Raw genomic sequence first — 12,965 nt, forward strand, 5'->3', positions numbered from 1 at the left:
TTTGGATATCAAGATTCATCCATAACAATTAAGTAATTCGACCAGAAACCACCAAATCCTTCCTGATTAATATCTCCAACGTGTTTCCATTTATGATATCCGATATAATAAGAAGGAATATAGATGAACTTATGATTGGAAGTGTAAGATATGAATAAAAAAATCGGGTTTATTGGATGCGGCAAAATGGGTGAGGCAATGCTTGAGGGCATGTTGCTTGCAGAGGTCATTTCACCTGAAGGGATCATGGTCAGTACTGCGAGTGCGGAAACTAAAACTAAAATCACCACGAAATATAACGTTAAAGGCACTTTGGATAATTTAGAGGTTGCTGGTTTTGCCGACATTCTCTTTCTAGGGATCCAACCTGCCATGCATAAGCAAGTACTTGAAGAAGTGAAGAATCATGTGAAAGAAGAAGCTGTAATCATTACCATGGCAGCTGGGATCACTATATCTTTAGTTGAGAGCAGCTTCGGAAAAAAAGTGAAGGTTATCCGGACGATGCCAAACACTCCTTCGCTTGTCGGTGAAGGCATGACGGCCATGAGCATCAATGCTGAAATTACCGATGCTGATATAGAGGATGTGACTTTTTTGCTGAATAGTTTCGGTAAAACGGAAATCCTCCATGAAGATTTGATGGACGCAGTACCGGCCATCAGCGGTTCGTCGCCTGCTTATGTATACATGTTCATCGAGGCGCTGGCTGATGGAGGGGTCCGTGATGGAATTCCACGGAAACAAGCGTACCGAATGGCAGCACAAGCTGTAATGGGGGCTGCTAAAATGGTACTGGAAACGGAAAGGCATCCTGCTGCTTTAAAGGATGATGTCTGCACGCCGGGAGGGTCAACGATAGCTGCGGTAGCGTCTTTAGAAGAGAATCAGCTAAGATCCAGCATTCTGCAAGCAATGAAGTCCTGCACGGATAAAACGAAAGGTTTCAGCAAATGAAGAAAGATGGATTGCCTATTAGCGGGCAATCTCATTTTGCGCAAAATAATTTCAGAATATTTGGTAAAAAAGAGGAGGCAGCATAATGAATGGTTATATAGAAAAATTAAGGAAGATACTGACGGAAGAACAAGTAACGGTGAATGAAACATTATTGGAACAGCATAGCCATGATGAATCCTACCATACTCCGCATTTACCGGATATGGTCATATATCCAAGGGATACTGCGGAAGTAAGCGCAGTCATGCGGTTTGCGAATGAGCATGAAATACCGGTCATTCCTTTTGGATTGGGTTCAAGTTTGGAGGGGCATGTCGTTCCTGTCAAGGGTGGAATTTCCCTGGATTTGTCCTTGATGAATCAAATATTGGAAATCAGGGAAAATGATTTCCTAGTGAAGGTCCAACCAGGTGTGACAAGGACGCAACTCAATAAAGAATTAAAAAAATTCGGTTTGTTCTTTTCCGTCGATCCTGGTGCAGATGCTACATTGGGAGGGATGGCAGCCACGAATGCAAGTGGTACGACCTCGGTCAAATATGGGATAATGCGGGATCAAGTCAGGGATCTGGAAGTGGTTTTAGCAAACGGTGAAGTCATTCATTCCGGAAGTTTAGCGACAAAGTCATCTTCAGGCATTCATTTGAATGGCTTGTTTGTCGGATCTGAAGGTACGCTAGGTGTATTTACTGAACTGACATTAAAGATATATGGCATTCCTGAAGTCACAATGGCTGGGAGGGCCTCATTTCCAACCGTCGAACAGGCAGTATCTGCGGTTAATGGGATCATGCTTGCTGGAATTCCGATTGCACGAATTGAATTGGTTGATGCCGAGTCCATAAAAAAGGTTAATCAATTCATGGACAAATCCTATGATGTCAAGCCAACTTTATTCCTCGAGTTTCATGGGAATTTTGCCGGCCTGGAACAGGACGTCAAATTTGCCAAGGAAATCGTAAGTGATTTTGGCTGTGGCGATATTCAGTTTGAAACCGATTCAAAAGCACGGAATGCCTTATGGGAAGCACGCCATAACCTCGCTTACGCATTCATTCACAGCGCATCTGGAAAGAAGCTGATGGTGACCGACGTAAGTGTGCCCCTTCATGAATTATCGAATGCCATACTGGATACAAGGAAGAAAGTCGAACAATCCAAAGTGGAGGGTGCGATCGTAGGACATGTAGGTGACGGGAATTATCACGTATTGTTCATGATCGATCTGAAAAATCCTGAAGAAGTAAAAGAAGCGAAGAGGTTAAATGAAGAAATCGTCGAATATGCATTAACAAAAGGCGGTACATGTACGGGTGAACATGGAGTAGGACTTGGAAAATCGAAGTATCAAAGAAGGGAGCATGGAGGAGCTTACGAAGTGATGAAAACGATCAAACAGGCATTGGATCCGAAAGGAATAATGAATCCTGGGAAGATCTTCATAGATTAAGAGGAATATACTATTTTATAGATTAGTAATAACATCAAACAGACTTGATCCCATATAAAATATAGTGGAAATCTTGTCTATTATATGGGGCCAAGTCGAAAAAGCCATTTATATATCACGGAATTTAAACATATATTCGCATAAAAATGATTATCGTCTTTCATTCGGGCTATAATCGGAAAATGGTCCGTCCGATCTGATAATTCGACCTATATCTGGCTAAATCGCCCGTAGTGCGGCTAATCCGGCCTGATCCAGATATTGTACGAAGAAGTACAGTTTTTCAACGAGATTCTCGTCCAAAAAAACAAGACTCCAGACAAGGTTTTGTCTGGAGTCTTATTTTTTATTAAGCGTTAATGTTATTTGAATTTAAGGCATTTTCAACACTTACATAGTTGTAGCCAAGGTCTGTGGCAACTGCTTCGAACGTGATTTCACCGTTCGCTACATTGACGCCTTTTGCAAGTGCATCATTTTCAAGGATCGCTTTGATGGCACCTTTGTTTGCAATTTGAAGTGCGAATGGTACTGTTACGTTAGTTAATGCAACTGTAGAAGTTTGAGGCACTGCTCCTGGCATATTCGCCACTGCATAATGCACTACTCCATGTTTAACATAAGTAGGGTTATCATGTGTTGTTATGTGGTCGACCGTTTCAAAGATACCGCCTTGGTCGATTGCAACATCGACAATGACTGAACCAGGAGACATCGATTTAACCATTTCTTCAGTAACGAGCTTAGGAGCTTTTGCACCTGGAATCAATACAGCACCGATCACTAAATCGGCATCTTTGACTGCTTCCGCAATATTATAAGGGTTGGAGATAAGTGTAGTCAGTTCATTTCCGAAAATATCATCAAGCTGACGAAGGCGGTCAGGGCTTAAGTCAAGAATGGTAACATCTGCGCCTAATCCAATAGCGATTTTAGCAGCATTCGTTCCAACCATACCTCCGCCGACAACAGCGACTTTACCACGTTTAACTCCAGGAACTCCGCTTAAAAGTATTCCTTTGCCGCCGTTATTTTTTTCAAGGAACTGAGCACCGATTTGTGCAGCCATGCGTCCTGCAACTTCACTCATTGGAGTCAATAATGGTAGTGTGCGGTTTACTGCAACCGTTTCATAAGCAATGGCCAAGACACCGCTTTCTTTTAGGGCCTGAGTTAGTGCCGGTTCAGCCGCAAGATGTAAATATGTGAAAAGGATTAAATCTTTTCGGAAATATTTATATTCAGATGAGATAGGCTCTTTTACTTTCATGATCATATCTGTGCTTGACCAAACGCTAGCAGCGTCCTCGACTATAACAGCACCAGCTTCCTGATATGATTCATTTGTAAAACTGCTTCCTAGACCTGCGTTCATTTCGATTAATACTTCGTGACCTGCATTGACTAATGCCACAACCCCGGCTGGAGTGATAGCTACACGGTTTTCATTGTTTTTAATCTCTTTTGGAATTCCTATTCTCATCTTAATCCCTCCAATAATATGTTTTTACTATTTGTATAACAAGTATAGTTGGAAAAAGAAATAGTTAGTATGTGGAAATCAGAAAATTGAAAAAGGTGTATTTGTGGAATTCCACAAACGCAGTGTCAAAAAATATGGGCTAGCCAGGAACAAGACCTTTTTAAAAGCTGAATTCAATTCTTTGCAATAGGTTCTTGAAGGCGCTCTAAAATCCTTCTTTTCTTATATAGCATGATTCCCGTATCGGCTATATCGGCAATCATGGAACGATTTGTAAGGGCGCCAAAGATTATCCCGGCAACAGGAACCATTTGCATAAGTTTTTTCCAGCCAAACTGATCACGGTATGTATAAACGACTTCCCGCCAACCTTGCAGTTCGGATGCTATTTCCCTTTTTGATTGGGAATCGGTCTGGTCCATTTTCGATAATTCATTTAATAGAGCCTTTTTGCCGACAACATCCGATGTTGTGAATTGCAGACATTTGACGATGAAAATACGCTCTTGGCGGTCTCTAGGATTGAAGCCATATGTGATGGCGATATCCTGAAGCGTTTTGATAGACATGCCGAGAAGAAGGGGGATGTCGATGGCCAAGGTGAAAATTCCGCCAATCCCTGTAGTGGCACCTTGAACCGTTGCCAATTTGCTGCCTGAATTTTTAATATCCTGACTCACGCTATCCATGATTTGGAGGGGGATGCCTGAAACATCTTCCAGGGCTTTAATTTCCAACTCGGGAACCTTGGCTTGCAGCTGACTTAGAATATGAGATTCTTTCGTTAAATATTTTCCGCCATTCTGAATGTAGCTGCCGATTTCATCAAGCATAACACCCAATTTTTTCTGAATGAAATCCGGTGTCAACTTATCCAATAGCTTGAAGGGAATCCGTCCGATCCTTTCCCAAAACCATAGTCCTTTCTGATCTTTTTCCCATTTTTCAATGATCGTTAATTCTTTTTCAAGCTCTTCTTTTGTTTCAAGTTTCATATGATCAACCTTTCCACACTTCTAGTATTCCATATCAGGGAATATATCATTAATTTTTCTTGTGAAATTCATCATATTGATTAAGTTTAATGTTAAGGAAGAGGGACATTTTTTGAATCGGGTCTTTTAGCCGAATATTTCCCACTTCAGAGATTCTTTTTAATCGGTAATTCAATGTATTCACATGGATATGAAGATTACTTGAAGATTCATTTGGATTGCAGTCTTTCTCTAGATAGACAGTGAGCGTGCGCAGCAATTCCGTCTGGTTTTTCATGTCATATGCTTTTAGCTTAAGGATGGAAGGATGAACACGACGCTGTTTGTTGCTTGCGAGTGATTCAATCATTTGAAACATGCCAAGTTCTTCATAATGTAAAATGAGTTTCATGTCATCTGGGAAAATACTCTTCATTTTAAGGGTGTATTGAGCTTCTTCGTAACTTGATTTAACATCCATTAAGTTTTTATACATATTGCCAGCCGTTCCAAGGATATGCTCAACACCGAAACGCTGTTTCATCTCCAGAATGAAAAAAGGAATGAACTCATAAATCGATGAAGTGAAAGATGGGCTGTTTTCCTGGTTGCCTCCCGCGAAAAGAATGAGCTTGTTGTGGTCAATGGCAAATAAGGAACTGTTTATCTTCTGAGTGGTCGTTAACATGTATGAAATGTAACGCTCCACTTCGCGATTGATCTCTTTAGGAAATTCGAATACCAATATGGAAAAAACCACTGGAACGTGGATGGAAAATTTCTTGAAATGTTCAATTATTTCCGATTCTTCTTGGTAGTGCCCGGTCAACATGCGCCAAAGGAACTCTTGATGACCTGCTTCTTTCCTTTTCTTTTTCAATTGCAATTGCTGTAACTGGTTCTTCGCCTCCTTGGCAGCGAATTGCAGAAATTTCATATCTTCTCCGGAGAAAGGTTCATTTACTTCCAAAGCCCAAATGAATCCAAGTACTTCATTATTTTTCCGGATGGAAACCGCAACCCTGTTACCGAGACCGACATCATTGATGGCCCCGATTTTAATGGGGGCATCTTCTTTCAATAACGCGGGGATGAAGCCATCTTTCCATAAACTGTTGATGACCTTTTCAGGGACACGTCTTCCGATTATGGTCATGATACGAGCCTGATCCGTAGTATCATCGTGTGTGCTATAAGCAAGTAAGCGGTGGTTACCGTCCTCGATCGTAATGGGGCAACCCAAAACAGAACTGATTCTATCGGCAAATTCCATCATATCTCCATAAAGGTCTTTAAAAATATCTCTATTTTTTTCGAATTCCTTCATTTTTATTTGCCCCTCGCTAAAAAAAATTCCTTCTTCTTGAATTTTAAACGATTTCCCATTAATAAGCATAGATAAATCCTTTGTTAAAACAGAAAATCCCTACCGATGGAAACCGGAAGGGATTTTATTTTAGAATAAGAAGTTAATTAAAAGATAAAGCAAACCAGCTAATGTTGCCGAGATGGGAATGGTAATGAACCAAGTGATGATCATTCTTTTTGCCGTTCCCCATTTAACGCCCTTGACACGATGCGCAGATCCAACACCAAGGATTGAAGACGAAATAACATGGGTTGTACTGACTGGCATGTGTATTACTGTCGCGCCGAAAATGATGAAAGCCCCCGTTAAATCCGCTGCAACACCATTGACCGGACGGATTTTCATGATTTTGCCGCCAACGGTTTTAATGATTTTCCATCCGCCGACAGAAGTTCCAAGCCCCATTGCTAGCGCACAGGAGAATTGAACCCAGAAGGGGATATCGGCACTTGATGCATAACCATTCGCAATGAGGGCCATCGTGATGATACCCATCGCTTTTTGAGCGTCATTCGTTCCGTGGGTATACGATTGAAGTGCTGCAGTAGCAATCTGTATAGTACGGAATTTTTGGTTTGTTTTTGTCAGGTTATTGTTTTTAAAGACTACTTTAAAGATGCTGTATACGATAAACCCGATTGCAAAAGCAATTAGCGGGGAGAAAATCAAAGCTTGAAGAATTTTCATGAACCCTTCCCATTTAATGCCGGCGAAGCCTGCTGCAGCAATGGCGGCACCTGCAATCGAACCAATCAATGCATGGGAGGAACTGCTTGGTATTCCGTAATACCAGGTAAGAAGGTTCCATATGATAGCGGCAAGCAGGGCAGCCAAGATTACATACGAACCATTCGGAAGCGTGAACGGATCCACGATATCCTTCGTTATGGTCTTCGCTACTCCAGTGAATGTCATAGCTCCGACGAAGTTCATGATGGCTGCCATGATGATGGCATGCCTAGGCTTCATGGCCTTTGTTGAAACGGCAGTCGCAATTGCATTGGCTGTATCATGAAAACCATTGATGAAGTCAAATGCTAAAGCAAAGAAAACGATTAATATTGTTAAAATTAATAAAGTATCCATTTATTGGGGTACTCCTTAGGCGTTTTTCATTATGATTGTTTCAAGTGTATTGGCCACTGCTTGACAGTGATCGGCGATTTCTTCAAGGCTTTCGTAAATTTCTTTATATTGAATGATCCTGATTGGATCTTTTTCAACTGTAAACAAGTTTTTGATTGATTGACGTTGGATTCCGTCACAAACTGATTCAAGATCTTTAATCTTGATTGCATTTTCGCGAATCATTGGTAATTTCTTAGTGGATAGTGTATCGACAGCATTTTCAATCTCATACGTACACTGTTTGATAGCATCCACAAACTTAAGCATATACTCATCTGCATTGACAATTGAGTACATCTCGAATAATGCTGCACAGTGTTCCAAACCGTCTATGACATCATCCATTCTCATGGTCAATTCAAGTATATCTTCCCGTTCGATAGGAGTGATGAAGGCATTGTTCAGCTCTTTAATCACATTATGAACCATTGAATCGCCTTTATGCTCATAGTCTTTCATCGTATCTGAAAATACTTTGAGATCGGAGATGTTTTTGAGTTTATAATCCGCGAAATAGTCAGCACCTTCTTTAAGGTTTTGAGCGATGTTAAAAAGCATTACTGCGAATTTGTCTTTTTTTGATTTAAAAGCCATGTTAAAGCCTCCCAATTAGTCATGCAAATTTACGCACTTTAGTCGTACGCTTAGTATTAACAAATTGATTGTAACGAATTCATGTAGTATCCGGGAAGGTTTTTCGACGAAAATTTACAAAATCTTAATAAAACTTTATATAAAAACACAATGAAAATTAAAAAATGGGAAAAACCCTACAATTATAAGGGGTAATCTGTAGAAAAAAAGCCTTTCCAATATGGAAAGGCAAAAGTTTCTATAAAAATAAAGCGATTAAATAGTAAATGATTCCAGCTAAGGAAGCAGAAATTGGCAATGTAATGAACCAAGTGATCAACATGTTTTTTGCGGTTCCCCATTTTACCCCTTTGATGCGGTGTGCAGAACCGACCCCAAGTATTGAAGAAGATATGACATGTGTCGTGCTGACCGGCATATGCAGGAAGGTTGCACCGAAAATGATGGATGCTCCAGTCATATCGGCAGCCACACCGTTAACCGGGCGGATTTTCATGATTTTACCGCCAACGGTTTTGATGATCTTCCAGCCTCCGATTGATGTACCAAGCGCCATGGCTATTGCGCAGGATAGTTGTACCCAGAAAGGAACTTCAGAGGTAGAGGCATAACCGTTTGCGATTAAAGCCATTGTGATGATCCCCATGGATTTTTGAGCATCATTCGTTCCATGTGTATAAGACTGGATGGCCGCCGTGAGAATTTGTATTCTCCTGAATCGCTTATTGGTTTTTCCTAAATTATTATTTTTGAATACTACCTTGAAGATACTGTAAACAATGAATCCAAGCGTGAAGGCAAGGATAGGGGATAGAATCAAGGCTTGTACAATTTTAGTGAATCCACTCCATTTAATCGCATCGAATCCACTAGCCACGATGGCAGCTCCCGCTATTGAACCAATGATCGCATGGGAGGAACTGCTTGGAATGCCAAAATACCAAGTGATTAAATTCCATATTATTGCCGAAATTAGGGCGGCAAGGATTACATATGAACCATTGTTCAATGTGAAAGGATCAACGATATCCTTCGTAATGGTATGCGCTACACCGGTGAAGGTCAGCGCTCCTAATAGATTCATGACCGCAGCCATGATGATTGCATGACGTGGTTTAAGCGCCTTGGTTGATACTGCTGTAGCGATGGCGTTAGCCGTATCATGGAAGCCATTGATAAAGTCAAAGACCAAAGCAAAAATAATAATTAGCGCGGTTAAGATGAGTAGGCTATTCATACATGGAGGACTCCCTTGATTTCAAGTATGTAAAGTGTATATGGATTGTCGCCAATGAATGGGCAGGACAGTTTGCAACTCCTCAATATTAGAATGGGAGTTTTACATTTGATTATTCTTAAAATTTGGCACCTTCTTTTTTACTTGGTTTTAAGCCGAACTATTCAATTGTAACGAATTTCATACCTATAAGGATAGATGTTTCGTCATTTTTTTACAAAATATTTAACTTAGTGAATGATTTAAAAGATAAAATGATCCCTTTAATATATATAAATGGTATGTAATGGTGTTTTTTCGCTTAAGAGGCTCTATATAAATCCCGAGGCTTATGGTTAGAAATAGAAGGTGGAGGGATGTATAATTGGTAAATAAAAGTAAGGGGGAATGATGGAATGATTTCAAATATTGGGGAAACGATCACCTTACATAATGGAGTTAAAATGCCACAGTTGGGTTTCGGTGTATTTAAAGTGAAAAATGGCAATGAAACGGTTGAATCCGTCAAGAAAGCGATCGAAGTTGGTTATCGTGCGATTGATACGGCGGCCATTTATGAAAATGAAGAAGGTGTTGGCCAGGCGATTCGGGAATGCGGAGTGCCACGTGAAGAATTGTTCATTACATCTAAAGTGTGGAATACAGAACAAGGATACGAAACCACGCTCAAGGCATTTGATGATAGTTTACATCGCCTTGGTTTGGAATACTTGGATTTATACCTGATCCACTGGCCGGGAAAAGATAAATATCTGGAAACCTGGAGGGCATTGGAAAAGCTTTATAAGGATGGAAAGGTGAAATCAATCGGTGTAAGTAATTTCCATGTTCATCATTTGGAGAAGTTATTTGCAAACAGTGAAGTGAAACCGGTCGTCAATCAAATTGAATTGCATCCACTTTTGACTCAAGTCGAAATTCGTGACTACTGTGCAAAACATGAAATAAAGGTAGAATCCTGGAGCCCGCTGGGCAGAGGGAACCTATTGGAAGAGCCGACAATTAATCATATAGCGAAGAAGCACGGGAAAACCTCAGCCCAAGTATTGATTAGGTGGCATCTACAACATGATCTAGTTGTAATACCTAAATCGATTACACCGTCCCGTATCGAGGAAAATGCAGAGGTATTTGACTTTTCATTAAGCCTGAATGAAATGAATCAAATAGATGCCTTGAACAAAAATGAACGGTTCGGCAGCAATCCCGATGAACTTTTGTTCTAAAAAATACAGATAGAAGGGTGTCCCGAATGGGGCATCCTTTTTCTTTTTCCTCATGAACATAATTGAGACAGTTATTGCTTATACTAACTATGTGACAAAGTTGAGCCTATGGTATACCCGTTTAATATGTCTAATAATCCTGTTTTCATTGCCAAATATTTTTTAAAAAAATTAGGTTTTAGATTAATTAAACGGGGAAAATAATGAGTACAGCGGCAAACAAAAAGAAAAAATTCACTAACATGAGGATTGTCCAATCAGTTACTCAAGGGCTATAGCTAGCTAAATCTACCCAATAACTAAAACATTCACATTCATTAGATATTGTGCGTTATCGGCATCATACCATTTGAATGTAAAAGTTAAAATTACTGAAAAAAGGCATGACAATATGGAAGTGATTTGATTTCTTGGAGTCTGCTGCAGAAATTGAAAAATAACTAATTTTAAGGAGGAAATATATTATGGGATTTTTATGGTCATTAATTATCGGAGGTATCATTGGTTGGTTAGCAGGTATGATCGTTGGACGTGACGTACCATTTGGAATTATCGGTAACATTATCGCTGGTTTTGTTGGTGCATGGTTAGGTTCGTTGATTCTTGGGAACTGGGGCCCTTCAGTAGCGGATTTCGCTATTATTCCAGCATTGATTGGTGCTATCGTGTTTGTTTTCGTCTTAAGCCTTATCTTAAAAGGCATGAGAAAAGCTTCATAAATGCAAAGGTTAAGCTGGCCCAAGTGGCCAGCTATTTTTTTTGCCAAAATGGACGGATTTTCGTCCCGACATGCCTTTAAACCATCAATTCGCCCCAATCGTAGAAAATCCTGCCGCTGGTCCACAAAAAAATATGGGCAACAATTTCATACTAATAGAAGTAATAAGAACACCGTTCCCGATGGAACGGTGTTTATTCAGTTTAAATGGTGATATCGAATATTTCAGGTCTATCCATGAAAGGAGCTTCAATGCTCATTTTTTTTTCTGAAATGGGGTGGATGAATTCAATTTTCCTAGCATGCAGGGCTTGACGTGGAAATGTCTTTTTTCCGCCATACAAGGTATCTCCGGCCAAGGGGTGATTCAAATGACTGAAATGCACCCTGATTTGATGGGTTCGGCCGCTTTCCAGTGTACAGCTGACAAGTGTCAAGTTTTTCTTGGGATCGCGATTGAGTACCTTAAAATGGGTGACTGCCGTCTGGCCTGTAGGGGAAACCCTTCGTCTCGTGGCATGGTGTCGATCGCGGCCAATTTTTTCTTTGATTTCGCCTTCGTTCTTTTTAATGTTTCCTTCGACTAAAGCTAGATATGTCCGTTTGATCTCCCTTTCTTCCAACATTCTATCCAGCATGGACCCTATGAGGCGGTTTTTGGCAAAAAGGACCGCACCGGTGGTATCCTGATCAAGCCTATGAATATGCTTGATCATACAGGACTGGCCAGTTTTTTGAAGATGGTGCGCCACTCCATTGATGAGGGAGTGTGACTCACCCGGTTGAGAAGGGTGGGTATCCATTCCAGCCGGTTTATTGGCTATCAACAACACATCATCTTCATATATGATGGGTATTCCTAAGTCTGTCGCTTGAACTGTTTCATTTTCAGCGTGATCCAATAAAGGGATGCTGATCGTATCTCCTTCAATAAGAACAGTTGACCATGCGACGGAATTTCCGTTCACTGTTACTTCTTTACTCATCCTCCATTCATGGACTAATTTCTTTGGGGCCTTCCACCGGTCCCTAAAAAGCTTTTCCAATGTTAATCCATTCCAACTTTGGAGAACATCTATTTTTAAATGTTGGTTAGTTAATTTAAAATTTTCCAATTAAACTCCTACTTTCGACTACTTTGGTTTTATTTAAATGAAAAAATATATAATAATTAAAGATAAATCATGAAAAAAGTAACCTTGGACCTATTGTTGAAATTTCCGTGGTGGAAATTACCACATATTTTTTACAAAATTTATGTTATTCTATGGGGAAAGAAATCGCTTGTCCTAGAATATACATATAATAGATAGGTCTAACGGATCTGAAAAAAGGTGGTTTTTTTAGTGAAGACGGTCTTTTCTTCAACTGAAGAACAAGAGCAAGAAATAGCGAGTCTCGTTTCTCGTTTCTACGAATCTGTATTTCCAAAATACTTTACGGAAAGTGAAATTATTCATTTTCGCGAGATTGGCGTTTTAGAACCCAATCAAAGTTCTGTTACTTACTTGGCAACATTAAGAGATGCATTTCAAGTAATGACATGTCTTCAAGTTCTTATGTCGATATTAGACAAACAAAAGAGAGAAGATTTTATAATGATGGAATCTAAATCTGAAGAATTGTTCCAACATAACATCACACTATTGAATGAATGCGGAATATTCTTCCCTTTTTATTATGACCATTTTTCAAGTATAAACCAAGAAGCGAATAATGATATGCAGATGATGGACATCCAGGTGGCGAATCAATTTTTAGTATAAGGTAAAAAAAACGAGCCGGCTATAACGGGAGAATCATTTCCGTTAGGGCCGGCTCATTTT

General features: G+C 40.0%; 12 protein-coding genes. 5 read left to right on the forward strand and 7 right to left on the reverse strand.

Translation table 11 applies throughout. The features are described from left to right. Positions 1-150: 150 nt before the first annotated feature. Both proC and JNUCC41_RS13625 read left to right on the forward strand, forming a co-directional pair. On the forward strand, positions 151-957 hold the full coding sequence (gene proC, locus JNUCC41_RS13620; protein ID WP_192203467.1) for a pyrroline-5-carboxylate reductase: 807 nt from the start codon (positions 151-153) through the stop codon (positions 955-957). A gap of 85 nt (positions 958-1,042) precedes the next feature. Further along, the gene (locus JNUCC41_RS13625; protein WP_192203468.1) at positions 1,043-2,410 is read left to right on the forward strand and encodes an FAD-binding oxidoreductase; all 1,368 of its coding nucleotides are present in this window, start codon (positions 1,043-1,045) and stop codon (positions 2,408-2,410) included. Positions 2,411-2,759: 349 nt separating this feature from the next. Here JNUCC41_RS13625 and ald read toward each other — a convergent pair whose 3' ends face one another. From ald to JNUCC41_RS13655, 6 genes are all read right to left on the reverse strand, one after another. Next, complete coding sequence (ald, locus tag JNUCC41_RS13630) at positions 2,760-3,893, reverse strand: alanine dehydrogenase (RefSeq protein ID WP_192203469.1); 1,134 nt, start codon at positions 3,891-3,893, stop codon at positions 2,760-2,762. 173 nt (positions 3,894-4,066) lie between these two features. Next, positions 4,067-4,888, reverse strand: a complete 822-nt coding sequence (locus JNUCC41_RS13635; RefSeq protein ID WP_192203470.1) for an EcsC family protein — start codon at positions 4,886-4,888, stop codon at positions 4,067-4,069. A gap of 49 nt (positions 4,889-4,937) precedes the next feature. Further along, the gene (locus JNUCC41_RS13640; protein ID WP_192203471.1) at positions 4,938-6,194 is read right to left on the reverse strand and encodes a PucR family transcriptional regulator; all 1,257 of its coding nucleotides are present in this window, start codon (positions 6,192-6,194) and stop codon (positions 4,938-4,940) included. A gap of 129 nt (positions 6,195-6,323) precedes the next feature. Further along, entirely contained in the window at positions 6,324-7,322 is a 999-nt protein-coding gene (locus tag JNUCC41_RS13645; RefSeq protein WP_192203472.1) for an inorganic phosphate transporter, read from the reverse strand. A gap of 15 nt (positions 7,323-7,337) precedes the next feature. After that, the gene (locus JNUCC41_RS13650; RefSeq protein ID WP_063235631.1) at positions 7,338-7,958 is read right to left on the reverse strand and encodes a DUF47 domain-containing protein; all 621 of its coding nucleotides are present in this window, start codon (positions 7,956-7,958) and stop codon (positions 7,338-7,340) included. 238 nt (positions 7,959-8,196) lie between these two features. Then, complete coding sequence (locus JNUCC41_RS13655; protein ID WP_192203473.1) at positions 8,197-9,195, reverse strand: inorganic phosphate transporter; 999 nt, start codon at positions 9,193-9,195, stop codon at positions 8,197-8,199. Positions 9,196-9,590: 395 nt separating this feature from the next. Here JNUCC41_RS13655 and JNUCC41_RS13660 point away from each other — a divergent pair, with 395 nt between their 5' ends. Next, a complete protein-coding gene (locus JNUCC41_RS13660; RefSeq protein ID WP_192203474.1) occupies positions 9,591-10,421 on the forward strand; it encodes an aldo/keto reductase in 831 nt (276 codons plus the stop codon). A 464-nt stretch (positions 10,422-10,885) separates the two neighbouring features. Beyond that, positions 10,886-11,140 (forward strand): GlsB/YeaQ/YmgE family stress response membrane protein, encoded by a 255-nt coding sequence (locus JNUCC41_RS13665; protein ID WP_179086047.1) that lies wholly within the window; start codon positions 10,886-10,888, stop codon positions 11,138-11,140. Between the two features lie 202 nt (positions 11,141-11,342). Here JNUCC41_RS13665 and JNUCC41_RS13670 read toward each other — a convergent pair whose 3' ends face one another. Beyond that, positions 11,343-12,254, reverse strand: coding sequence for an RluA family pseudouridine synthase (locus JNUCC41_RS13670; protein WP_430624065.1), 912 nt, complete (start codon positions 12,252-12,254; stop codon positions 11,343-11,345). A gap of 231 nt (positions 12,255-12,485) precedes the next feature. On the opposite strand from JNUCC41_RS13670, the gene JNUCC41_RS13675 reads away from it, so the two are divergent. Further along, positions 12,486-12,905 carry a DUF5365 family protein gene (locus JNUCC41_RS13675; protein WP_192203475.1) on the forward strand — a complete coding sequence of 140 codons (420 nt, stop codon included), beginning with the start codon at positions 12,486-12,488 and terminating at the stop codon, positions 12,903-12,905. Positions 12,906-12,965 lie beyond the last annotated feature (60 nt).

Source organism: Brevibacillus sp. JNUCC-41 (assembly GCF_014844095.1).
Classification (GTDB): domain Bacteria; phylum Bacillota; class Bacilli; order Bacillales; family DSM-1321; genus Peribacillus; species Peribacillus aracenensis.